This is a genomic window from Fictibacillus aquaticus (assembly GCF_002245695.1).
In the GTDB taxonomy this organism is placed as follows: domain Bacteria; phylum Bacillota; class Bacilli; order Bacillales; family Fictibacillaceae; genus Fictibacillus; species Fictibacillus aquaticus.
In genome coordinates, this window is sequence record NZ_NOII01000001.1 from 1462381 (window position 1) to 1487792 (window position 25412).

Here is a 25412-nt window from a genome sequence, read left to right on the forward strand (position 1 = left end):
GACCAATCACATCTGTTTTAATATCGGCAACCATTTTAAAAGATTTAGAGAGATAAGATTTTCTTTTCTTACACTGCGTTTTTTAAATGTATACAAAATAAAAAAACTGCCCAAATGAGCAGTTTCATTAATCTTCTTCGTTTTCATCGTCTTCCTTAATAAACGGCGTGTCTTTGCCGTTCGGCGCCGGAAAATCGACTCTTGGCAAGTCTTTTAAATATTCAACAAGTTCAGGCAGATAGTACGCCGATACAGTGAGCTCATAAATAAGCTGATCAGAAACCTCTTCAGCAGGTTCCTCGCTGTCTTCACCTGCTGCCACCTCAAGCTCTTGCGGTCCGGTAAAATCAATGCCTTCAATGACCATAACTCGCTTCAGCTTTTCAACTTCTTTTAAGAAAACCATCAGGCTGTCGTAGTCCTTAGATTGAACCGTCAGCTCTGCAGTTATTTTCTTCACACCTTCAGGCAGAAGTTCCGGAGCAATTGCAGGTTCAGCTGCTTCTGCTTCACTACTGTTTTCCTCAGCAGGCGCAGCAGCTTCTCCCTCCGGAGCAGGAGTCGGATCGATGGCAGCAACTTCTTCCTCATCACTTTCTTCTGCTTCTATCTCGCCGTCTGTGAACTCCATCGTCAGGATCAAACTGTCTGACAGTACTTCTGCTTTTTCAAACTGCAAAAGAAGCTGATCCATTAGAGGCTTGACGGGAACTTCCTGCTGCAGCAGAAACGTGTTCTCGTCAAGAGGTGCTGCTGTTCCCGCTGGCTGCGCAGTAATCGTATCAAGCAATTTTCCTTGCTGTTTGATCTGTCCATCAACAGCAGTAATCTGGTTCTTTATAGGAGCTAGATTATTAAAGTAAAAAAACAAGCCCGCCATTAATAACACAACAAACACTGCAGCAAGGATATACGTTTTTATTTTCGATGTAGTTCCCTGCATCACTCTTCACCCATCAGCTCTTTAATAGTTTCCCTGTCAAATTCAATTTTATATAGCATTTGATAACGCGGGAGGAATTCTTCAAATGCCGACATATCTTCTCCGGCTTCAATTTCTTCAAAGTTTGATGTTTCCATCTTTTCAGCGGCTGCACTCTTGATGTATGGCGAGTTTTCCAGCTCGTGCATATACTGCGCAGATTCGGCAAGTGTGTCAAATCGAGCATTAATCACGACTGTGTTTCCGTCAGTATATTCATATTTCATAAAATATCCGCGTTCAGGAAGCAGTGCTACAAGGTGCTGTAGAAATCCTGCGGCTGCTATGTCTTTAGATCGGATATAATCCACTTTCTCCTGCAGCGGTGCAGTTGTTACTGCTTGGCTTGCCGTTTGTGTTTTTTGCTGCTGCATTTCAACAAGCTTCGTTTCCTGCTGCAGCTGGTTTTCTTTTTCCTTAAGCTTTTCAGTACTGATCATATAGTCCACACCGAGCCATGTTGCGGCTGACAAAAGCAGAGCTGCTGCAGCAATTATGATCAGCGTACTTTTAAACCCCTGAACCTCTTTTTGCGGCAGCAGGTTAATATCGACTAACATAGCGCCACCTCTTTAAGTCCAAGACCAAATACCAGGTCAAATCGCGATGGGAATGAATCGTTCTGATGCTGCAGACGGACGACGGGTACATTCACCCTCGACTTCAGCCTGTCCATCACAAATCTTAGCTCAGGATGCTCGCCCGTCAGAACGATCTTGCTGATTCGCTGTTCTCCTTCGTAAAGAGAAAATTGGTAAAAATCGATGATGCGGTCGATCTCGAGCATCATGTCCTCGATCATGCCGAACATAAACTCATTGTCACCCTGCCATTCAATTTCCGCAATGTCCGTTGTATGATACTTAAAATTCCATGACTTCATATCCGTTTCCATCTTCAAATGATTATAAAAACGCGGCTTATGTTTATGGAAAACACTAAGCTGGACAGATGAAATATCGAATTCCATGCACAGCATATGGTCATCTTCAGAGGCAAGGTTCTGCAAAAAGATTAAACGATAGAGTGCTAGAAATGAAGTGTCCGCAACGACAGGCTTAAGCTTTGCGTCCTCTAATAGAGATGAGTAGTCCTGAATAATATTTTCGGATGCGGCAAACAGGAGAATCTCGTTGCCTTCACCTTCGTCTTCAAGCAGAACGTAATCAAAGACCGGATCCTCAAACGGAAGATGTATCGAACTGCCCAGCTCCATGTATAGGTATCCCTTAATATCCTCTGGTGACATGTCAGCAGGGATGCGCAGCTTTCGCAAAACAAGCTTGCCGTCAGGAATAAGAAACTGTACCTCTCTCCCTTTAATCCCCCATTCAGCGACACACTCCTCTAAGATTATAAGCAGTGTTTCGCGGTCTATGATCCTGCCATCCTGAATCAGTCCTGCCGGCAGAAAACGTTCCCCAGAATTCCTGACCTCTAGCAGTTCCGGCTGCTTAAGATCCAGAAAGCGAATCACATGATCCTGGATGATTACGTTTATTCTCTTTTTTTGAAAAAGCCCCATACCGAATTTCACGTCTTTTCACCTCTGTCTGTGAATGCACTACCGTAATATGTAAAGATAAAGCGATATCAGTTCATCGTATAAAAAATATGAGCACAATGCGCCAAGCACCAGGAACGGGCCGAACGGTATCGGCTCACGGCGCTTCACTTTGCCGGTCGCCATAAGCGATATGCCGATTACAGCTCCTGAAAAAGAGGCTAGAAAGAAGGTCATGAGCACAGCCTTCCAGCCGAGCACTATCCCTAGCACGCCCATCAGCTTAATGTCCCCTCCGCCCATGCCGCCTTTCGAGATGACGGCGATAAGAAGCAAAAGACAAAAACCGAGTACAGCACCCGCCAGCATGTCCCACCAAGGATTAAGCGGCGAGATGATACGAAGCACGATAAAGACCGGCAAAAAGAAGAGCAGCACCTTGTCCGGAATGATCATGTATTTGATATCCGAAACAAGCACGATCACGAGCAGCGAAACAAGCGCCAGCGCGACAGGCAATTCCTTTGACCATCCCACCACAAGCGGTGAAATCGTAAAAAGAATAGCAGTTGAGAGTTCAATAAGCGGATAAATAAATGAAATGCTAGTTTTGCAGCCTCGGCATTTTCCGCCTTGAAACACCCATGACAAAACAGGCACAAGCTCAGACCAGTGCAAAGAACGGTCACATGTGACGCAATGAGAGCCTGGGTGAATGATAGATTCCTTTTTTGGTATGCGGAGTCCGACTACGTTGTAGAAGGAGCCGAAGATGAGGCCTGCTATGAAGATGTAGGTGTGTAAAAGGTAATTCATCATTTATCGCACAACCTTTATTTGATAAACCCTCCCGTACGGGGTACGGGAGGATTTATAGATTAATTATTCTACTTCTGATACATCATCGCGATCTAGTTCTTCTGGAGCTATCGCAGTAATTTTTTTGTCACGCCCAATCAGAGTAACTGTATAAGTATATTTAGAACCTGCTTTTGTAATTTTTACTAGGCTAGTATCTTCAGCTGTGTATTTTGCTTTTGTATCCGGGTCAATCATTGTATCTAGAAGATCTTTTGAATACATTTCGGTAAGTTTCAAATCAGTGTCTCCATCTTTTAAGGCTGTTGAAGAAGCATACATCTTAGCAACATTTACCATCTGTTGTGCGTTTGCAACATGAGCGTCTTTTTTAGAGTTATCCAAAATTCCGCCAACACTCACTACAGCGATCGCTGCGATAATACCAAGAATTACTACTACAACTAGCAATTCGATAAGGGTTAATCCCTTTTCATTCTTTAATTGTTTCTTTAATAGATTCAACAATTCCGTTCTCCCCTTTTTATAAGTCTATTGTCCTACTGTGTCATAGATTTTGAACATCGGCACGATGATGGCAATAACAATAGTACCGACAATCGATGCGAGAAAGACGATCATGAGCGGCTCAATCATAGATTTCAGCCGGTCTGTGGCGCTTTCTACTTCCTTTTCATAAAACTCCGCAACCTTCGACAGCATTTCGTCGAGTGACCCCGTTTCTTCCCCGATGGCAATCATCTGAGTAACGAGCGGCGGAAAGATCCAGTGCGCTTTCATAGGCTCTGTTAGACGCTGACCGGTCTCAAGAGCATCCTTGGATTGTCTCAGTACTTTTGCAACCACCTCGTTTTCTACTATTTTCTCCACAATCGATAGTGCTTGAAGTATCGGAACCGAGCTGGAGAACAGAGAACTAAGCGTTCTCGTCATTCGAGCGATTGCCGATTTTTGTAATATTTTACCGAATATGGGCAATTTCAATATAGCATAATCTAGATAATATTTACTAGAAGGATTTTTCTTCATTACTAGAATTCCAGCATAAAAGAGAAAGCTTCCAAGTAAGAATATCCACCAATACCCTTGCACGAAATCACTCGCACCAAGCACAAACTGCGTGATAGGTGGCAATTCGCCTCCTGCATCCTCCAGCATGCCGGCAAACGAAGGCACAACTTTTGCTAGCAAGAAAATTACAACAAAGATCGCTACGAATCCGACTATAGTCGGATACATCATCGCGGATACAATTTTTTGTTTTGTGTAATGCTGTTTTTCAAAAAATGTCGCAAGCTGGTCAAGTGTGTCGTCCAATCCCCCGCTCATCTCCCCTGCCGCTGTCATGTTTACGACGATCGGAGGAAAGATCGAGCGATGCTTTGCGAACGCCTGTGAAAGCGGGTTACCCTGCCTCAATTCTTCTTCTACATCACCCAAAACGTTCCGAAGCGCCTTGCTTTCGGTCTGTCCGGAAAGTATATGGGTCGAGTCAACAACTGAAACACCTGCTCGCAGAAGAGTAGCAAACTGGCGCAGAAAGATAACAAACTGCTGTGATTTTACACGGTTGCCAATAGAGATCTCTTTGTTTAAAAGAGATGTCTGGACTTCCTTAACTTCACTGACTGCGATGCCTTTTTCTTTCAGCTTCAGGACGGCTTCACGCTTGGACAGTCCAAGAATTGAGCCTGTCCTTTTCTTACCGCTTTTATCCCGGCCGACATAACTGAACTGCGCCATGCGCTACACCCCCGCTTCCTGCAAGTACGGCTCGACCGTATCTTTTGATATTTCCTTTCGGTCAAGCAGTTCCTTGATCGACATCTCAAACGTATGCATGCCAGCTGCTTTGCTTGTCTGCATCACACTATGAATCTGGTGAATCTTCTCATTGCGAATGAGGTTGGCAACAGCTGGTGTGTTCACGAGAATTTCAGTCGCCGCTTTTCGCCCCTTTTTATCTGTTGTCGGAAAGAGCCGCTGACTGACGACTCCAACAAGCGCAGAAGCGAGCTGAATACGGATCTGTCCCTGCTGTTCCGGCGGAAACACGTCGATGATCCGGTCGATTGTGGAAGGAGCACTTGTCGTATGCAGCGTTCCGAGCACAAGGTGTCCGGTTTCAGCTGCTGTAATCGCGGTACTTATCGTTTCCAGATCACGCAGCTCGCCGACAAGAATAACGTCTGGATCCTGACGGAGCGAGGCACGCAGTCCATTGGCAAAGTTGTTTGTGTCATAGCCGATCTCTCGCTGATCGATGACACACGTCTTATGACGATGCAAATATTCGATCGGATCTTCGAGCGTAATAATATGCTTGCTCATCGTCCGGTTCATAAAATCGATCATCGAAGCAAGTGTCGTTGACTTTCCGCTTCCGGTCGGGCCAGTCACAAGTACTAGTCCCTGTGGCTTGAGCGTCATTTTCCTTACTGTTTCAGGCAGTGAAAGCTCTTCAAGACTAGGTATGGATGTCGGGATAATACGAAATGCGATGGAAACGCATGACCTCTGCTTATACGCGTTCACCCGGAACCTTGAGAGTCCTTGAATTCCATACGAAATGTCGATTTCGCCTTTTTCATCAAATTCCGGATAATACTTTTCGGATATGACGATACGTGAAATTTCCAGTGTGTCTTCGGGCATTAGCGATTCGCTGCCATATCGCTTTAACCCGCCGTTGATACGAAACACGGGCGGCATGCCGACAGACAGATGAACATCAGATGCTTTCAGCTGAAAAGCGGCGCGGAGCCACTGCTCTAATTTTTCTTTCATGCTGGCCACCTACTCGTTGATGGCGACACGAAGCACTTCTTCTGTCGTCGTGAGCCCTTTTTTTACTTTTAAAAGTCCGTCGTCAATAAGGAAAATGGTTCCTGCTTTCATCGCATAGTCACGGATCTCCATAACTGTACGGTTGTTCATAATCAGCTGCCTTATATGCTCGTCTATCACCAGGATTTCATGTATGGCCACACGGCCCTTATAGCCTGTCATGTTGCATGTTCCGCAGCCTTTTCCTCTTGAAACAATATCAATTTTCATGCCGCGTTTTGCAAAAATCTCTTTTTCACGCTCTGTCGCACGATGCTGCTGGATGCAGTCACGGCAAACTTTACGCACGAGACGCTGTGCTACGACACCAGAAAGGGACGCTGCAACAAGGAACGGTTCCACGCCCATATCTGTCAGACGCGCAATTGTCCCGATCGAGTCATTCGTATGGATCGTGCTTAAAACCAAGTGACCTGTAAGTGACGCTCGGACTGCAATCTCAGCAGTCTCCGTATCACGAATCTCCCCGACCATGACCACATCAGGATCCTGACGGAGGATTGAGCGCAGACCGCTTGCAAACGTGAGTCCAACGTTTGAGTTAACTTGAATCTGATTGATGCCTTCAAGCTGATACTCGACCGGATCCTCAACCGTTACGATGTTCACTTCCTCGCTGTTCAGCTTGTTAAGTGCCGCGTACAGCGTAGACGATTTACCCGAGCCGGTCGGACCTGTGATCAGGATAATGCCGTTCGGCTGCTTGATCAGCGATGTGAAGCGTTCATAGTTAATACGGTTAAAGCCGAGATTATCAAGATTGTTCAATGAACTTCCAAGATCCAAAATACGCAGAACAATCTTCTCTCCGTAGATGGCAGGCAGTGTTGAAACACGCAGGTCAACCGGATGCATATCGATGTTCGCCTTGATGCGTCCATCCTGAGGCAGACGGTTTTCCGTGATATTCAAATTGGCCATAATCTTAATCCTTGCCGTCAGCATGTTCTGCATATGCTTTGGCAGGCTTCGTTCAGTCTTCAGGATACCGTCGATACGGTAACGGATGACGAGCTTCGTCTCATGCGGGTCAAAGTGAATATCACTCGCTTTTTGCTGGATCGCCTGCTGAATGAGCTGGTTGACGAGCTTGACGATAGGAGAATTCTCCTCTGTCATGCGTGTTTCGTCGGTAATGTCTGTACCCTGCGGCAGCAGATCCATCAACTCGCTCATCGAGTCATCCATATCATAAAACTTGCTGTGCGCCCGGATGATATCATCTTTTGCCGCGATCGCTCTCTCGATCTGGAAGCCAGTCGACAGGCGCAGATCATCGACGACCGTAAAGTCCATCGGATCAGCCATCGCAACAAACAGCTTGTCTCCGTCTTTTTTTATCGGTATGAGAAAGTGGCGGCGCGCGAATTCACGCGGAACGATTGAAACCGCCTGCTCATCGATCGGATAGCGGAACAGACTGATGTGCGGTATGCCAAGCTGGAACTCGAGCACCTCAATCAGCTGCTGTTCGGTCAAATATCCTCTTTCAATCAACGCATCGCCAAGCTTCTGCTTCGGACGCTTTTCTTTTAAGGTTTGCTGCAGGATGTCTTCTGTAATAAATCCTGTTTCAACAAGCAAATCGCCTAACCGCTTGCGCTGAATGATCATCCTGCCTCGCCCCCGCTGTTTGAATTCTTATATCGTGTCTTGCCGTCTTCATCAGGCTGAGCATCGTCCGGGTTTTCAGGATCCTCAACGGGTGTATCAGGCTGTTCCGGAGTCTCAGGCACATCAGGAGTTCCCGGAAGGCCAGGAATCGGATACGGATACCACGGATATGGTAGAGGGTTTTCTTCGCTGCCCGGCGGCGGTACAACTGGATTCTCTGATTCGTTTGTTGGCGGAAGAGGGAATCCTCGCTGTTCTATTTCGTGGACAGGCGGATAAAAATCTTCAAACAGCTTCACTTTCTCTGCCTGCTCACCGCTTTTGCCATACGCTATGCGATAGACCGTGCCTAGGAAACCTTCTTTCCCCTGCCTTAAAACATTGATGGAAGAAAAATACGGCAATGTTTTACTAAATTGAATGATCGTTTTCGGTTCAAACGTTTTCTTTTCAATCGTGATGTCATACGTGAACGGAAACGGCACGCCGACAATAGCTGCTCTCAGCTTATTGTCGTCAAATGTAAGGTTCAGCTTATAAGAAGTTGCATTCGGATTTTGCAGCACAAGATCCTTCGATTCTGTATCTACTGCCGATTCATGACCGAGTGACGTGAAATCAGGCAATTCCCTTGTTGTATGGCGCTCCAGATAAGTAAAGTTCGTTTTCAGCGTCGCCTCATATATGACACTCGCAAGTATGTTTAGTTCTGGGGAGTCTTGAGGAGTAGCCCCTCTTTCTGTCATCGTTTGTATCAGAGAAAAAGGAACTTCCGGCTTTATCTCCGTACCGTTCAGCTTTTCTGACCAAGCTTCAATTAGCTGAAACTGGCCCTTTAACTGCACTTCTACCCTGCTAACTTCTTCCTCCGGCTGACCAGGTGCAGTCATAAACTCTGAAAGCTGAACCTCGACGGCTTTTGTATCAAGTGTTGCACCGATCTGCTTAACGTGATGAAACAGCCTCGCTTCATCCAGCACATCAGAAATTGCTTCTTCTTTAAAACCTTTTACAGCCTCACGCACAGCTTCTTCGTTGACCTGAACTGCAAGAGACGCCGAGTTTCCTCCATTCGCCTGCTCGATGCTGCTGTCTACATCAAACATGAAAGCTTCACTCGGCACAGTGATTTTTTCTCCGTTGTATACAAGACTGATGACAGTCCCTTTGCGCCAATCTTCAATAGCTTTTGTTACTGCAGCGGCTGCCTCATTCTTGGTGTATGTTTCCACAGATAAAGAAGCGATTTGTGCCCCCTTACCGAGAGTTGGATCATCGAATTTTTTAGAGTATAAATCCGCAGCAAAAATGCTTGTTGAGAAAATAAAAAGGGAAGACAGGCTGATCGTCCCAAAAAGCTTTAAAAATCGCTTGTTATTGAACTCTGTCTGCGCCATTTTCTTCCCCTCTCATTAACCCGCTACGTTCATTGAAAGCTCTGCTAAAACTGAAGGTCCTTCTTCCTGTGCGGCTTGAATATCTTCTTTCTTTAAAAGCGTACCGTTCGCGAAAAGAAGTGATCCTGATTTTGTGTAAATGTCTTTCGTTACCGTTCTGCCTGCAAGACGCTGGAACTGCATTTCCTTTACCGCGTTGAATCCAGTTTCCGGCTCTGATGCTTCTTCCTCTGCATCTTTCTTCAGAAGATCTTCTGCTTTTGCCAAATATTTAAGCTCTGCCTGCTCTTTTACGACTAAAAGGTCGCGTCCGTACGTGATGACTTGTTCTGATGCGAGAACTACCTCTTTATTTTGCGTTGTGATAGCTACGCCAAGAATTGATCCATTTTCTTCATCGATAAAGAATTCTGTTGCTTCCCCGATAAACTGCCCTTTACGGTCAATCATCTTAGCGCCAGCGATGCTGATTTTCTTCTGCACAAGCTCATTAGCGATCGGAATTTCAGTCAGGTCAAAGATTGATGTACGGTCCTCAATTGTTACCGCAAACTCACCGACACCGACGATCTTTTTGAAAGGTACCGCACGTACGCTGATCTGCCAGTCTTCGTGTTCTACTGTCAGAAAGTCTACTGTTCCTTGCGCTGAGTTAACGACCAATGATTTAACGTTGCCTACCTCTGTCCCATCCATGATGCTGATGATCGGCAAACCGATAAACTGATTGCTTTTTTTCATTCCATCCACCCAATTCTATGTAAATTAGTTTGTATATTACCTTTTTACCAAATTATTGTACTATACTTTTTTCAGTATGCAAGATAGAAAAGTAGTCATTTATTTCTTCTTGAATGATGATATAGTCCGCGAGTCTCGTACGCATGCTCTCCAAAACCGTCTCTGTTCCGCGGTAATCTTCGCGAACCAAACCGCTTTCAACAAGCTGGCGGGAGAAAATGTAGTAATCCATATCTGACAGCGGCTGTGCAAGAATCGAGCTGAGCATCTCGTGCCTCGATGCTTCGTCACCTTGCTTCTGATAATGTTCTAACGTTTCAAGCAGCATCTCCCTCACAGATGTGTCCATGTCAGGCTGCGAGTGTTCCTCTGAATCTATCAAGCTTGGTTCATCTTCCATCATTGGCTCAACAGCTGGAAGCTCTTCTTCTGTTAATTCAGATGTCAATTCCTCAAGCTCTTCTTTCATAGGTTCTTCTGTTCCTTCTGTAATACTCTCTTCTGCAGCCGGCTGTTCTGTAATTTCTTCAAGTTCGATATCCTCAGAAATCCACTCAACAGGAGCAAGTTCTATCACTTCTTCAGTCTGAATACTCTCTGAAACCTTTTCAGCTTCCACTTGCTCTTCCGCTGTATTCCCTTCGACTGAAGCAGCAGGCAGCTTTTCTAAAGGCTCTAGATTCTCTTCAAGTTCTTCCATTTCTTGAATGACTTCAAGTTCTGCGATTTCTTCTAGCTCCTGCATTTCCTCAGCCTGTAAAGTTCCGGGCTCATTAACTTCCATCTGCTGTTCTAAATGAACTGGCTGATTTAAATCTTCTATCTCCTCAAGCCAATCACGGTTTTCAGCTAGTTCTGACGTTTCATGCTGAATAGTTTCTTCCTCAGCATCAAGCTGCTCTCGATTCTCAAGCAAAAACTCGAGGTCATCTTCTAATAGATCTGGAGAAGCTGGCTCTTCCGTTTGTGCAAGAAGAGTTTCCTCAGCAATCAGAAGATTTTCCATTTCTAAATCAACTGGTGCTTCTTCAATCTGCTCAGCATTGTCAGCGATCTCTTCAGTGATAACTTCTATTTCTTCTTCAACTTGTTTTGGCTCAGCTATTAACTCAGCAGCTATGACCTCTTCTGCCTCAAGGATATCTTCTGCGACCGGCTCTTCTTCACTTAGTTCCAAAGACCTATCTGTAGATGTATTGTCTCTGAAATCATACAAGCTGTCATCCCACTCACTCACAGCGCTCTCTTTGCTAGCGCTCAATGCTTCAGCCGAAGCCGGCATCCTTTTTTCTGCTAAGTAAGCAGCGATAAAAGCAAGCCCGACAATGGCTAATGCAGCAGTCCAGTATGATAGAAGGTCGGCTGCGAAAAGACCGGCACTTGCTAGAATAAGAGAAACAGCAAGCAGAATCATCTTGTTTTTTATAGACATGGCGGTCGGTAGAAAAAATAAGACCGGCAAAAGCAGCACGCCTGCAGCAATAACCATTATCATTTCTATCACAATATCCCTCCAAAATAGTCGAAATTCTGACATCTCAATGTCTTTGTTACTATAATACTACAAATCTCTTCAATAATATCCAAAATATCCAAAATTTTATGTTGAATATTGTATAATGATTACAAATCACAAAAACGGGCAAAAGGACGTGTTTCCATGCTCTCTGAAAAAGGATTTTCGTTAATCGAAGTACTTATTTCACTGACCATTCTTTCCATCTCGGTACTGGCTGTGTCGAGTTTTTTTCAGCAAGCAAACGACGTGTCACACAGCAACAACAATAAGCTCGTCGCCACGAACCTTGCACGAATGACACTCGACCGCGTTCAGCAAAACTATAAATCCTACGGGCTGACACTGCCTGTAACGAATGAGAAAAAGCTGAATAAAGCGAGCTGTCCTGGCAATGGCATTCCTGCTAGCCAATGTAATCAGCTGTATCAAGCTCTTATTAACGGCAATACATACAGCATCGAAGTCAAAGTAAAGCCGAAATCCGATAAAGAGGACAAAGATTTAAAGCTGACACCTGCCACGATCACCGTCACTTACATGCAGAAAAACAGAACGTCAAGCACAGACGTAGAGGGGTATATCAAGCATGTTAACTAAACTGCAAAACGATAAGGGCCTGACGATGATTGAAGTGCTCGTTGGCGTCGTACTGTTCTCTATCATCGGTACAGCCGTTTATTTTGTTCTTTTCAACGGAGTTAACACGGAAAATAAACTTAGAACTGAGACACTGATCAGGGATGAAGCAGATATCGTCATGTCGCGTCTCGTCAACGAAATTTATGCACTAGAAGCAGCAAAAATAGAGGACATCTCGACTGGAGACAGCAGTGTGCTGCAATATAAAAAAGGAACAGAAGTCAAAACCTTTGGCTTCAAAAACAATTCAGCTTATATCAATAACACACCTATCACGACAAGCGATTTTAATTTTCATGGATCTAGCATTGCGATTGAAAAAAACAGCATTCTCATCACGCTTAGCGTAGCGAGCAATAAGAACGAAAATGCCAGTCCTCTCGTTCTTGAAAGCCAGTTTGGATTAGTGGAGGGAGTTAAATGAAGTTCCTGAGTAATGAAAAAGGAAATACGCTGCTAATCATCCTGTTGATGGTCGTCATTTTTACAACGATAGGCTTGTCACTGCTCGGCACTACGCTAAGCGGAATGAAAAAAACAGACGTCCGTGAAGCTGATATTCAGTCGACCGAGCTCGCTGAAAAAGGGATCGATTACCTCACAACACTCATTCAAACAAAAACACCTGCCTATTCTGGCTTGCCGGTGAACGACTTTAATATTGGTTTGAACGATATTTTAAAGAATTACCTCGTTCCCAAAGCAGATTCTGCGTTTTTAAGCACTTCAGAACTCCCTGCTGAAAAAGGCAGTTTAAAAGTAAAAGTGTATTACCCTGATTTGCCTGGCCCTATAAATGAGGAAATCATATCAAAGGTCCTCACTCTGCATAGCGAGGCGACAGTAAACGGTGAAACGAAGAGAATCACCTCAACCATACACCTTGGTGCTAAGGCGGTTCCTGATGCGCTGAAATACGCACTGGGGGCTTACAATCCGTGCAAAGGCAAAGACAATTGTGAGACGCAAGATGACGATGGGAACGTGTTTCTTCATGGAGGCGTAGCCATCAAAGGCGATTTATATGTTGAAGGCAACCTGATCACTAAAAATAAAGGCGTTGCCCTTAGCGGCAGCCAGTCAAATTGGATTGATTCTGACCTTCCGAGTGTGGAAGGGGAAAGCGGCAATAAAGCACACTTAATCCTGGGCAAAGAAATGTATAAGATGAATAACAATCCATCTTATTACACACATATCGCTGAAAAGACATTCCCAGCCCAAAGCGGATATGAAAAGTATAACAAAAACAACGTGTCTTCCCTGTTTACACAGTTTACTGAACCGAACAAACAATACGTTCCTATTGTAGACACCCGTACTCCAAACTTCCTGCCGATTGACATTGAAGCACAGAGAACACGATATTACTTTACCGACCCATGGAACAAGTTCACGGTCTCATCTCCGTCCGATCCGAACTTTAATAATAAATCACACCAAGAACATACTCGTATAATAAACCAGAACAAGAACATTTATGTGGCTGCAAACATGCCTCTTCACATCGATGGCAGTCATGCATTTAACAGACTGAGCACGCGGAAGTACACCAGCAGCGAGCTGAGCACATTTAACAGTTCTAATGGCACGAGCAAAATATCGTTTAAAGAAGGGGCATATATCAACGGAAACCTACACATCGGCCGAGATCCAAGATTTTCATACGATGCTTCCCAATTTGAGAAATTTGAAATTGACGGACCGATATTTGTGGACGGAGACTTGACGATTTGGGGATCCGACGTAAAGTTCAATTCAACCGTGTATGTTACTGGCAAAACAACAATCCGCTATGCAAAAATTTCGGGCATCCAGCAAGGAAACTCTTTAAGCACGCTTGTTTTATTTGGCAAAAAAACCATTAGTATCGCTAACATTAATCTGTATGAAGATACTCCGAACCTTGTCCGCGGATTTTTCTACACAGAAGATGTTCTCGAAATGTTCGGTGTGGGATCAAATATAAAAATTGAGGGCGGTATTTTCGGCAGGAAGGTAGTCCTGAACGCACTGAAAGGTATATCTAAGAATTATTGGTGGGGGAATTATTACGAAGCTTATCAGACCTTCCTTTCCCCTTCAAAATCGAGATTGCAGGTTCAATATAACTCTGAACTGATCGAAAACCCGCCAGAAGGTCTTCCAAAGGTAAGAGATTTAAATATCGATGTTATAGAAAGAAAACTACAATAGAAAACAGCAAAGAACGGGCTGCACCTTTAACAAGGTCAGCCCGTTTTTACATGTGTGATAAGCAGGAACAGCTGCCAGGAGATGATGACAAAGTATACGGAAAAGGCGAATGCGATAAGACGCTGGATTTTCCTTCTCAATGGTATGAGTCCGATAGCAAGGACCAGCAGAGAGAACAGAAATTTTATGGTGATGAACAGCAGCGGGTGCATTTCGTAAATCGTTCTCATTAGAGGGTTCAGCTCAACTCCACCGTTTTGCAGGAAATAGTGCGTAAATAAGGCGTCTGCAACATTAAAAAACGCAAGAAAAATGCATATCCATAAGTGCCGGCTGGATACAGCTTTTAATTCCATTCATGTTTCCGCCCTTCGTTTTCGTTCTTTATATAAGTATACATGTATTTTATAAAGAACAAAAGTGGCAGTAAAATAGCCGGAAGCATTTGCTCTCCCGGCTATTATGGGTTATTTAATTCTTACTGATACATCTGTCTTAGCAATGACCAAGTATTCTCCGACATATGCCTTAAGAACAAGCTGCTCAGTCGCCTCATCCCAGACAAAATCTTCTCGGTTGAACTTGAACTGCCCCTTTTCTGATTGCTTATGTTTTCCTTTACTATCAAGGACTGGTGCAACACCATTCATTGTTACAGTGCTTTCATCATAATCAAACTTAGCAAGCAGCGGAACTCTGACAGTGAATGTACCTTTATTGGAGTTGATTACCTTAGGTGTCACTTCCATACATGCTGGAATGTATACGGTGATTTTCTTTGTATACGTTTGTGTTAATCCAGCATTGTCCGTAGCAGTAATCTCAATCGTGTAGTTACCAGGGAAAAGGAACATAAAGCATTGGCCTTTTTTATATTCCTTGCCATTTACTTTGATAGATTCGTAGGCAAGACCGGATACTTTATCAGTAGCTTCGTAATTAAGCTTAAACACCTCTCCTACTGCGTAAAGATCCTTAAAATCTGCCGTAATTTCCGGCAATGTTTTATCAATTTTCAGCTCAGACTTTTTCGCTTCTTCAATGTTTCCGGCTTTGTCTGTGCTGTAGAAGCTGACTTGGTGAACGCCTTCCTCTGTGACAAGCTTTTCATTTCCTTCAGCAAACTCAGACCCGTTCAAAGAGTAGAATGTTTTATCCACGCCGCTCAGGTTGTCTGTTGCAGTGAGTTTAAGTGCAAAGTCTTCGGTTACCCACTCATTTGGAATGTTTGAAGTTGTTACTGGCGCTGTCTTATCAAGGTTGACGGCTACCGTTTTTACCTGCTCCACGTTACCTGCGTTATCAACGCTGTAGAAAGAAATCTCATGCACGCCTTCTTCTGATAGCTGAAGTGATGTTCCTTCTGCGAATTCTGATCCGTTCACAGCATAATACGTTTTCGCAACTCCGCTCAGGTTGTCAGTTGTCTTCAGCTCTACTGCAACATCAGCGTTTGTCCACTCTTCTGGAACGATTGCTTCAGTAACAGGTGCTGTACGGTCGATCTTCACTTCAGATGTCTTGGCTTCTTCCACATTGCCAGCTTTATCTGTGCTGTAAAACGACAGTGTATGGATGCCTTCTTCCGTTAGATCAATCGTTTGGCCTTCAGCAAAATCTCCGTCTTTAAGAGAATAATAGGTTGCTGCGACTCCGCTTAGGTTGTCTGTAGCAGTCAAATTGACCTGAACGTCTGAATTTTTCCATTCTGACGGTGCATCAGATACGGTCACAGGAGCTGTTTTGTCATAGTTGAGCTCGATAGTTTGAATATCTTCCACGTTTCCTGCTTTATCAACGCTGTAGAAAGAGACCTTAAATACTCCTTCTTCTATGAACTCAATGCTAGTCCCTTCAACAAACTCACTGTCGTTAATGGAATAATATGTCTTGTCCACTCCGCTCAGGTTGTCTGTTGGATAAAGCTCCATCGTGTACTCGCTGTTTGTCCAGCCTTCTGGCGTGATGGCAGTCGTTACAGGAGCTGTAAAATCGATAAATAGCTTTTCTGTTTTTAATTCTTCCTTGTTTCCTGCTTTATCTACGCTATAGTAGGCAACTTCGTGTATGCCTTCTTCTTCAACGGTAAAGCTTGTCCCTTCAGCAAACTCTGATCCGTTCAGAGAGTAGAAAGTTGAAGCTACTCCGCTTAGGTCGTCAGTCGCTGTTAGCTGAACGCCGAAGCTTGCTGTGTTCCAATCTTCTGTTAAGTTGCTTGTTGTAACAGGAGCAGTTTCGTCAACCATGTATGAAATGGTTTTCGCTTCTTCTTGGTTGCCTGCTTTATCGATGCTGTAATAAGAGATTTCATAGCTTCCTTCTGGAAGGGCAGGAAGGATATTTCCTTCTGTAAGGTCTCCTCCGTTGATAGAGAAGTATGTTTTATCAAGACCGCTTAGTTCGTCTATTGCTGTGATCTCTGGCTGCGCTAGATCTGTGTTAATTTCAGAAACTGGAGCTGTTATGTCCAGCTTTACTGTGGCTGTTTTTACTTCTTCTACATTTCCTGCTTTATCTACGCTGTAGAAGGATACTTCGTGAACGCCTTCTTCTTCAACAGAGAAGCTTGTGCCTTCAGTGAATTCAGATCCGTTTATTGAGTAGAAGGTTGAAGCTACTCCGCTTAGGTCGTCTGTTGCTGTTAGCTGCACTTTAAAATCTTTCTTGCTCCATTTTTCTGTTATGTTACTTAACGTTTCTGGAGCTTGTTGATCCACAATAAAAGTGAGCGTTTTGGTTGCTTCTACATTTCCAGCTTTATCTGTGCTAAAGTATTCAATTTCATAGCTTCCTTCTGATAGAGCGGGTAAAATATTTCCTTCTGTTAACTCACCTCCGTTGATGGAGAAGTAAGTCTTAGCTAAACCGCTTAATTCATCTGTTGCTGTGATTTCTGGTAGTGCAAGATTTGTATTAATTTCAGATACAGGAGCTTTCTTATCAAGCTTCACTGTCTCGGTTTTAACTTCTTCCACATTGCCTTTTTTATCAATACTGTAGAATGAAACGGTATGGCTGCCTTCTTCTGTAATTGTGAATGCTCTTCCTTCTGCCATCTCACCGCTATTGATTGAGTAAAAGGTTTTGTCTACACCTGACCGATCGTCGGATGCGGTGAGTTTGCCATAGATATCATATCTATACCAACCCTCATCTAAATTCGATCTTGTTATTGGGGCTGTTTGATCCGGTTCAATGACCTCTGCTTCTGCTTTGCCATAAACTTTTGATTTTGTTCCAATACCTGAAACGGCATATAAATGGTATTCGTAGACTCCAGGTTCAACATCTTCCATGATGTAGGATGTCCCGGTCTCAACCGTTCCCAAGTATTTTTCTGAACCATCTTTCATCACATAAACATTATAAGACGCAGCCCCTGTAACTTCGGACCAGTTCAGCGTTACTTGCAATTCCTTAACTTCAGCAATAACATTTGGTGCCCCAAGTTCAACTTCAAATGTTACTTTATTTGAGATTTCTGACTCTCCAAATAAAGGACTAATAGCTGTAACTACGTATTCATGGGAACCATTAGGCAGTTTATTAATGGTTTCAGTGAATAAATTTGTATTTTTCACGAAAACATTTTTACCATTTTCCACTTTGTAAATATTATACGTTGAGGCAAATTGAACAGATTTCCACGTAAGGCTTATAGAATCTGTGTTTAATGGTGCTAACTTAAGAACAGGAGGCTGCATAATTGGATATTTCAACTTTATTTGAGTCTGCCCTGCTGTTTCTGAAGGTCCGAATCTGTCGCTATGAGCAAATACTTCGAATCCATGAGTTCCTTCTGGCTGATTTTTCAAACGATAAGAGGGATTAACGGTTGTTGCTACATGCTTTCTTTCGCCATTAACCGTTTGATAGATGCTGTAACTATTTGCAAATTCCGCCGTATCCCAGTATAAAGCTATTTCATTACCGTTAATAATACTTGCTTTCAAATTTGTAGGAGCTTTCATTTCTGGATGGACCATATTATATTCAAACGGCATCGCCTGTTTGGACTCACCGAATCTGTCACTAAAAGAAGTGACTTCAAAAGATAATTTTCCTTCTGGCAAATTTGGCAGTGTATATTTTGTTGTATTATTATTTGAAGTTGAGCCTATTAGTTTTCTTTCACCATTTTCAAGTTGATAAATATTATATTTGCTTACATAAGAGGCTTCAGTCCAGGAAAGTATTATATCGTTTCCATTTAAAATTTTATATGTAGCTTCTGTGGGTGGCTGCATAATTGGATGAACAAGGTCATACTCTACGGAAGTGCCTGATGACTCGCCGAATCGAGAACTAAAAGACGTAATCTCAAATGAATAGTTTCCTTCTGGCAGATTTCTATGAGTATAAGATAGGCCGATTATGTTTTTTATTAGTGTTCGTTTACCATCTTGGATTTGATATACATTATAACTATCTGCAAATGCTGATTCGTCCCAAGTTAATGCAATATCATTCCCCATTCTGACATCCAGCTTAACATTTGCTGGTGCAGTCATATCAGGATGGATAAGATTTAATTCTGTGTAACTAGCAGAAGCCGATTCTCCAAAACGATCACTTACTGCTGTTATTTCAATTTCATAATACTCTTCTGGCATGTTAAAAAGAGTAACATTTGTATTTTTACTGTTTTTCAAAAAAATTCTTTCGTTGTTTACTAGTTTATATATGTTATAAGATGATGCGTATTGAGATTCATTCCATTTTAAGTATAGATCATTGCCATTTTTTATAGCTGCCGTCAAAATTTCTGGAGGTTGCATTTCTGAATAAACTAAATTATGTTCTACCATACTAGCATTGATTGATTCTCCAAAACGGTCACTTGAAGCAGTTACTTCATATTTGTAATATCCTTCAGGCTGCTTATAAAAAGTTTTAGATGTATAAGTACTGTCTATAGATGCAACTTTTACTCTTTCATTTTCAGTAATTCTATAAATGTTATAGTTATCTGCAAACTCTGATGCAGTCCACTTTAAAACTACATCATTGCCATTACGGAGACTTAACGTCAAATCAGCAGGCGGCTGCATAACAGGATTAATGATTTCCGTTTCTGCTTTAGCAGCCAAAGATTCTCCAAAACGATCGTGATAAGCTAAGACTTCAAAGGTGTACTTCCCTTCAACTAAACTTCTAGCATAGTAAGTTAATGAAGTTGTTTTCGTAAGGAGCTTTCTTTCACCGTTAAAAGTTTGAAAGATTTTATATCCAGCCACATTAGGAGAAGGCTCCCACCTCAACTGTACTTCATTCCCGTTTTTTATAGTATGTGTTAAATTTTTTGGTGTTTCCATAACAGGATAAATGATATTAACAGACACAGGCACTGAAAGTATAGACTCAGTTGGTCCTGAAATTGCCGAAACAGCAAATTCGTAATTTCCTTCATTTAAAGTATTAACATAACCTGCATTGCTTGAACTCTCACTTAGAAATGTTTTTTCTGACCCATTTAACTGATAAATTTTATAACTTCCTGCACCTGACACTGCATCCCACGTCAGCTTAATATTTGTTGGAGAGTACTCGGTAGCCTTCACATTAATAGGTGCTAATAGTTCACTAGCTGAAGCTGCTTTGTAAAGTGGAAGAGCAAAGTTTAATAGCATCACGAAACAAAGAAACAAGGACAAATTCTTCTTCATTTTAATATCCTCCTTTTCCACAGGAAAAAGCGCACAAAAAAGCCCTGACAAGATAGTCAGGACTTTTCCCCTATACCTTGTGGCAACCGGCTGCCATCCGAATAGTCGGTACAGGCCCATGGCTTTGCGTCTCACAGTTTCCTGTGATTTGCCTTTTTCACTGAAATTTATTTAATAAGTAAATATTAACATTACCTTATTCCTACTTAAATAGTTTTTTTTTCTAAAATTGATTTATTTTTCATATTCAGAATTAATAAGATACTGCTTTAATACTAGTTTGAATCAGATAGCCAGAATAATAGATAGAAATATTACTTGTCCCCACGGAAATTGCTTTAAGCTTTCCATCTGCTGTTATTGAAATTCTATCTGATCGGCTGCTCGTAAACGTGAGCGCAGAATTACTTAATATTGTTTCTTCTCCATTCGACCATTTCGCTTTTACATTGCTGATGGTATATTCTTCTCCTACTTTCATAGATACAGGGAGTGGTGTACCTAATGTAATACCTACTAAAGTAGGTCCTGCTGTCACCTTAACTGCAGTACGAATTGTCTTATCCTTATAAATTACATCAACGTAACTGCTGCCGCTAGATATAGCATTAAGCTTGCCATCCGCATTGACAGAAAGGCGATCAGAGCGTGTGCTTAAGTATAATAGTTCGGCACTGTTAATTTCAGTAACATCACCGTTGGTCCATTTTGCTCTTACCTTGCCGATTACATGTTCTTGTCCTATTTTCATTTCAGCAGGTATCGGTGTTTCAAGTTCAATACTTAGAATGGTTGCCGCAGCTTCAACCTTAACTGATGCAGTGATGATTAGACCGTTATATTCTATTGTGATATTACTGCTTCCGCTTGAGATGGCAGTTAACAGTCCCTCCGTATTTACTGATACACGATCCGGACGTGAACTACTAAACTTTAAATCATGGATTGCTAAATCTGTAACAATCCCGTTTGACCAAACTGCTTTGACACCGCTAATGTTGCTTTTGTCCCCGATTTTCATTTGAGCAACAAGAGGATTTTCTAAGTAAATGCTCGTTACAGAAGCTGGCGGCAGAACCCTTGTTGTTTTTGAGAACGTTTTTCCTTCATATGTTATAACTATTTCTGAAGTACCTGCACTAAATGATTCAAATAAACCTTCGGCTGAAATAGTCACACGATCGCTTCTTGAACTATTAAAAGTAACATCAGCTAAATTGATTTCTTTTACCGTTCCATCAGACCATTCTGACTGGAAGGAAAGCTGAACTTGTTCTCCTATGTTAATTTCTGACGGAATAGAATCTAGGTTAACGTTGACCAAGTCAGGATTGCCAGTTACGTGCAATACTGATTTTATTAGTAAGTTGTTACTGTTTACTGTGATAGTGACAGTTCCGCTTTTGGCATCGGCAGGAATTGATACATATCCATCTGGGCTTACTTGCGCAATAGCTTTATTTGAAGATGTATATGTTGTTCCTGCGTCAGCCTTTGTTACATCTCTTGTAGTGCCATCAGACATAATAGCTTTCACAACAAATTGTAATTTATTGTTTGTAAGAGATAAATCTTCTTCAGCTGGCGAAATAGCAAGGGAAGTTGCAACAGGTTTTGTTACCTTTACGTTTGTTTGACTTACCATGTTGTTATATTTTACTTGAATGATTGCAGATCCTTGAACATCACCTGAAACTGCTTGAATAAGGCCATCTTTACTAATTGTAACTAGAGATGGATTACTGCTAGTATAAGTTATCCCGGTAGAAGAATTAGTAACATCTTTTCTGGCACCGTCGTAGACCTCAACTACTTTCATTTGTTCGGTCTTACCGGCATGTAAAATGGTTGATAAGGGTGTAACTTGCAGAACAGATTCAATACTGCCGCCATTGATTTTCACTTCAAATTGTTTTTTGATTTCCCCATAAGAAACTTCTACAAATACATTTCCAGAATCTGCTTCGCTTGGCACTGACATTAATCCTGAAGAAGTGATTGCAAGCAAATTAGTTTTTGTTGAAGAATATTTTGTATTATTATCATTTGTAATGTCTTTAGCTGCTACAGCAGGGTTGCTATATTTTAACATTGGCTTTAACTGCAATGTTTGTCCGCTGTTCATTTCAGTAGGTACATCTAAATCAATGCTTTCCGGACTCCCCGGTGTTACTGTGATTTTCCCCATTACATTAAAATCAAGTTCTGAAAAATAAGCAATATTCTGCGCTCTAGTTGAAGGAGAATTTTCATTTCCTAACCAATCTCTTATGGACATGGTTTGAAACGTCCAAGTTCCTGTTTCATCAAACTTATCTATTAGTATTGTTGCCGTATAGAGACTGTTGTTTTTTTTGAAATTCACATTCAAGGTTCTTCCACTTGGCTTGCTGTATGTTCCAGATAAGGAACTGTAAGTGATCCCAGAAATATCATCCTTGACTTCAACTGCAAGTTTGACTGCAGCTTGGGTAGATGAAATTTGCTCTACACTAATTTCACGGTGAACAATCTCAGGCCCTTCCTTATCAGGTGTTGTCCCGGTAATTTCAACTGTACAATTTGTAAAGTCCTTTAAAATGCCGCTGCTATCTTCATAACTTGTAATGCTTTGATTATTTCCTACGGCATCTGCCAGATAAACTCTTTTAAGAATCCAATTTCCTCTTTCTTCATACTGACCAATACTAATTGTTCCTGAAAAAACACCATCTGAATTTTTATATAGATATGCGTATTGTGTAGAACCGTCAGGCTTTTCATATTCAGCACGTATTGATGCTGCACCAGATTCGTTATCTGTTGCCTGAGCTGAAATTTTAATCTGTTCATTAGCCTGTACTTGCTGAGATTCAACAGATATGGATACTAATTTCGGTGCTTCATTATCCACAATTGTACCGCTTACATTTACTTTGCAATGCTCAAAATTCTTTTGGTTATCTTCATTGTCTAAATAACTAGTGTATGTTTGGGAATTGCCTGCACGATCACTTACATAAAGAGAGGTTAATAACCAGTCACCGCTTTCTTCATATTTCCCAATGGTATGAGTGCCTGTAAACTGACCTTCGCTGTTTTGATTAAGATAGATATACTCATGACTACCACTTGGCTTTTTATAAACAGCATAAATATAAGAAACACCTGTTTCGTTATCTGTAATATCGGCTTTTATTTCAATGTTTTCATTTACATTTACTTGTTGGGAAGTTACGAATATATCATGTAATAGAGGAGCTTCTTTATCTGTAGGTTCTGGAGGAGGTGTAACTCCGCTTACATTTAGGTGAATATTTGAAAAGTCTACTTTTTCACCGTTATGCTGTATTGTTTGGTCATGCAAAGTTACATCATTGTCTTTTTTATCTTTTAAATAAATGGTTGTTGCTCTCCACTCACCAGCAATATCTGTTTGATCAGCTGTCAGTGTCGCTTCATATTTATTAGTTGTCGAGTTGTAAACAAATTCTTTTTCAACTGTTTGGTTATTTGGCTTTTTGTAAATTATGTATCCTGAGTTAAATCCAGATAGTATATCAGATATTTCTGCTATTACCTTTATAGAATTAGTTGGACTTAGTTCATTGCTTGATACATTTATATTATTTAATAGTGGTGCCTTTAGATCAGGAGTCGGATCATCAATAATGACATCTGTGGCATATGCAATCCATTGCGGAAAGAGCAGTAAAGATATGATTCCTAAACTCAATAATTTCCTCAGCAGCTTTTTACTCATGTATAACCCTCCCATACTAGCTGTATTGTAATGGTTCATTAGAACTAGTTTCTATCTAAAAAAATGGGCTCTAGGATTCCCCAGAGCCCGCTCACCTTTATAAAGGCTATATTGTTAGATTAACGAAGAAGCTGTAATACACCTTGTGGCTGTTGGTTAGCTTGTGCAAGCATAGCTTGAGCAGCTTGTGAAAGGATAGAGTTTTTCGTCTGCTCCATCATTTCTTTAGCCATGTCTACGTCACGAACACGAGACTCAGCTGCAGTTAGGTTTTCAGAAGCATTGTTAAGGTTGTTGATTGTGTGCTCTAAACGGTTTTGAAGAGCACCAAGGTAAGAGCGTCCTGAAGAAATAGATTCAATTTGAGTCTGTACTGCCGTAACAGCCCCATCAGCTCCTGCTTGAGTAGAGATATTAAGTGCAGCAACTGCAGTATGAGCAGCTGTAACATCAACACCTGCAGTAGTGAAATCGATAGTAATTGTTTGACCAGCATCAGCACCAACGTGAATTAATCCATTGGCATCAGAACCGTCAAGAAGTTGCTTTGTATTGAAAGTAGTGTTGTCTTTAATTCTCTCAATTTCAGAAGAAAGCTGATCGAATTCAGCCTTTAGAGCGTTACGGTCCGCACCTACGTTAGTGTCGTTCGCTGATTGAACAGCAAGCTCACGTTGACGCTGTAAGATTGAATGAATTTCGTTAAGTCCGCCTTCAGCTGTTTGAATAAGAGAGATACCATCTTGAGCATTGCGGGATGCTTGATCTAAACCACGAATTTGTCCGCGCATTTTTTCTGAAATAGCAAGTCCAGCTGCATCATCACCAGCACGGTTGATGCGAAGACCTGAAGATAATTTTTCCATTGATTTTGATTGTGCGTTAGCAGCACTGTTCAATTGACGGTGCGTGTTAAGAGCAGCGATATTGTGATTGATTCTCATAATAATTTCCTCCTTGAAATGGTTCCGCCCACATCCTTGTGGTTGGTTTGTTTTTTGAACGAGCGTACTTTTACCGGCCGCTAAAAGTAACGCTTGTCCTTACAATACATATATCGTCTCTTGCTCTATTATCTTTAGCAGGTTAATTGCTTTTTTTGAAATTTTTTATTTGATCTAAGGAAATCAAAGGGCTGGCCGCTTTACTGTTTTCTTCCTGTATGGATACATAGATTTCTTTACGGTGTATCTCTACATATTTTGGAGCGCTTATGCCAAGTTTAACCTGCTCCCCTTCCACAGCAAGGACAGTAACCTCAATATCATCTCCTATTTTTATTGCTTCCTGAAGTTTCCGTGTGAGTACGAGCATATTATCTCTCCTTGCCTATTAAAGGATGTCGTGTTGTGTAGGAGCTGTCGTTTAGGACTACTTGTTTTGCCCGGTTGTTCTTTGTGTTGATAATAATCGGTCCCTGTAGATTAACTGTCGATTTAACAAAAGGATCAGTCGCAGTAATGATTACTAGAACATTCACATCTTCAGGGATCGTGATGTCCAGTTGCTTTATTGCAGAGTCAGGCAAGTCAAAATGGTAATCGGGAAAAAAGTAAAATGGTTCGGCAGTCATGAATGCCAGATTTTTCGTGTGAACTGATTGTAAGAGTGAAAATACGGTTTCCTCAAACGGCACAAGTACAAATTCCGTTTCATCTTCAAATCCTGGTATACCGTTATCGAATTGGATTATATCCTCTTTCTTTACTTCAACTTGTTGATCATACTTTGTTTCAATTAGCATGT

At 41.9% G+C, this 25412-nt stretch carries 20 protein-coding genes and 1 riboswitch; of the genes, 3 read left to right on the forward strand and 17 right to left on the reverse strand.

The features are described from left to right. Positions 1 to 127 precede the first annotated feature (127 nt). From CGZ90_RS07555 to CGZ90_RS07605, 11 genes are all read right to left on the reverse strand, one after another. Positions 128 to 943, reverse strand: a complete 816-nt coding sequence (locus CGZ90_RS07555) for a hypothetical protein (RefSeq protein WP_094251687.1) — start codon at positions 941 to 943, stop codon at positions 128 to 130. After that, on the reverse strand, positions 943 to 1542 hold the full coding sequence (locus tag CGZ90_RS07560) for a PilN domain-containing protein (protein ID WP_094251688.1): 600 nt from the start codon (positions 1540 to 1542) through the stop codon (positions 943 to 945). Before CGZ90_RS07560 ends, CGZ90_RS07555 begins: the two co-directional genes overlap by 1 nt. Further along, complete coding sequence (gene pilM, locus CGZ90_RS07565; RefSeq protein WP_094251689.1) at positions 1536 to 2519, reverse strand: type IV pilus biogenesis protein PilM; 984 nt, start codon at positions 2517 to 2519, stop codon at positions 1536 to 1538. The genes CGZ90_RS07560 and pilM overlap by 7 nt, the downstream gene beginning before the upstream one ends. Positions 2520 to 2546: 27 nt before the next feature. Beyond that, positions 2547 to 3302 (reverse strand): prepilin peptidase, encoded by a 756-nt coding sequence (locus CGZ90_RS07570; protein WP_094251828.1) that lies wholly within the window; start codon positions 3300 to 3302, stop codon positions 2547 to 2549. 66 nt (positions 3303 to 3368) lie between these two features. Next, positions 3369 to 3809 carry a type II secretion system protein gene (locus tag CGZ90_RS07575; RefSeq protein ID WP_379675037.1) on the reverse strand — a complete coding sequence of 147 codons (441 nt, stop codon included), beginning with the start codon at positions 3807 to 3809 and terminating at the stop codon, positions 3369 to 3371. Between the two features lie 27 nt (positions 3810 to 3836). After that, on the reverse strand, positions 3837 to 5048 hold the full coding sequence (locus CGZ90_RS07580) for a type II secretion system F family protein (protein WP_094251691.1): 1212 nt from the start codon (positions 5046 to 5048) through the stop codon (positions 3837 to 3839). A 3-nt stretch (positions 5049 to 5051) separates the two neighbouring features. Continuing rightward, the gene (locus tag CGZ90_RS07585; RefSeq protein WP_094251692.1) at positions 5052 to 6092 is read right to left on the reverse strand and encodes a type IV pilus twitching motility protein PilT; all 1041 of its coding nucleotides are present in this window, start codon (positions 6090 to 6092) and stop codon (positions 5052 to 5054) included. Between the two features lie 9 nt (positions 6093 to 6101). Next, positions 6102 to 7766: a GspE/PulE family protein gene (locus CGZ90_RS07590; RefSeq protein ID WP_094251693.1), complete on the reverse strand. Its 1665-nt coding sequence runs from the start codon at positions 7764 to 7766 to the stop codon at positions 6102 to 6104. Further along, positions 7763 to 9163: a VanW family protein gene (locus CGZ90_RS07595; protein ID WP_094251694.1), complete on the reverse strand. Its 1401-nt coding sequence runs from the start codon at positions 9161 to 9163 to the stop codon at positions 7763 to 7765. The genes CGZ90_RS07590 and CGZ90_RS07595 overlap by 4 nt, the downstream gene beginning before the upstream one ends. A 15-nt stretch (positions 9164 to 9178) precedes the next feature. Beyond that, positions 9179 to 9904, reverse strand: coding sequence for a PRC-barrel domain-containing protein (locus CGZ90_RS07600; protein WP_094251695.1), 726 nt, complete (start codon positions 9902 to 9904; stop codon positions 9179 to 9181). A 52-nt stretch (positions 9905 to 9956) separates the two neighbouring features. Further along, positions 9957 to 11408 carry a hypothetical protein gene (locus CGZ90_RS07605; protein ID WP_094251696.1) on the reverse strand — a complete coding sequence of 484 codons (1452 nt, stop codon included), beginning with the start codon at positions 11406 to 11408 and terminating at the stop codon, positions 9957 to 9959. Between the two features lie 156 nt (positions 11409 to 11564). Here CGZ90_RS07605 and CGZ90_RS07610 point away from each other — a divergent pair, with 156 nt between their 5' ends. Genes CGZ90_RS07610 through CGZ90_RS07620 form a run of 3 tightly spaced genes read left to right on the forward strand, consistent with a single transcriptional unit; the run spans position 11565 to position 14258 of the window. Further along, positions 11565 to 12020, forward strand: coding sequence for a type IV pilus modification PilV family protein (locus CGZ90_RS07610; RefSeq protein WP_094251697.1), 456 nt, complete (start codon positions 11565 to 11567; stop codon positions 12018 to 12020). Continuing rightward, positions 12010 to 12486 (forward strand): PulJ/GspJ family protein, encoded by a 477-nt coding sequence (locus tag CGZ90_RS07615; RefSeq protein WP_094251698.1) that lies wholly within the window; start codon positions 12010 to 12012, stop codon positions 12484 to 12486. The genes CGZ90_RS07610 and CGZ90_RS07615 overlap by 11 nt, the downstream gene beginning before the upstream one ends. Then, positions 12483 to 14258, forward strand: a complete 1776-nt coding sequence (locus tag CGZ90_RS07620; protein WP_094251699.1) for a hypothetical protein — start codon at positions 12483 to 12485, stop codon at positions 14256 to 14258. The genes CGZ90_RS07615 and CGZ90_RS07620 overlap by 4 nt, the downstream gene beginning before the upstream one ends. Positions 14259 to 14293: 35 nt before the next feature. On the opposite strand, the gene CGZ90_RS07625 is transcribed toward CGZ90_RS07620, so the two are convergent. From CGZ90_RS07625 to fliW, 6 genes are all read right to left on the reverse strand, one after another. Next, positions 14294 to 14614 carry a DUF5658 family protein gene (locus CGZ90_RS07625; RefSeq protein ID WP_094251700.1) on the reverse strand — a complete coding sequence of 107 codons (321 nt, stop codon included), beginning with the start codon at positions 14612 to 14614 and terminating at the stop codon, positions 14294 to 14296. Positions 14615 to 14725: 111 nt separating this feature from the next. Next, positions 14726 to 19924: an OmpL47-type beta-barrel domain-containing protein gene (locus tag CGZ90_RS20470; protein ID WP_133063564.1), complete on the reverse strand. Its 5199-nt coding sequence runs from the start codon at positions 19922 to 19924 to the stop codon at positions 14726 to 14728. A 78-nt stretch (positions 19925 to 20002) separates the two neighbouring features. Then, positions 20003 to 20087, reverse strand: a riboswitch (cyclic di-GMP riboswitch). Positions 20088 to 20177: 90 nt separating this feature from the next. Next, complete coding sequence (locus tag CGZ90_RS07630; protein WP_094251701.1) at positions 20178 to 23666, reverse strand: Ig-like domain-containing protein; 3489 nt, start codon at positions 23664 to 23666, stop codon at positions 20178 to 20180. Between the two features lie 119 nt (positions 23667 to 23785). Next, positions 23786 to 24610, reverse strand: coding sequence for a flagellin N-terminal helical domain-containing protein (locus tag CGZ90_RS07635; RefSeq protein ID WP_094251702.1), 825 nt, complete (start codon positions 24608 to 24610; stop codon positions 23786 to 23788). Between the two features lie 142 nt (positions 24611 to 24752). Continuing rightward, a complete protein-coding gene (gene csrA, locus CGZ90_RS07640) occupies positions 24753 to 24980 on the reverse strand; it encodes a carbon storage regulator CsrA (RefSeq protein WP_094251703.1) in 228 nt (75 codons plus the stop codon). A gap of 1 nt (position 24981) precedes the next feature. Further along, entirely contained in the window at positions 24982 to 25410 is a 429-nt protein-coding gene (gene fliW, locus CGZ90_RS07645; protein ID WP_094251704.1) for a flagellar assembly protein FliW, read from the reverse strand. Positions 25411 to 25412 lie beyond the last annotated feature (2 nt).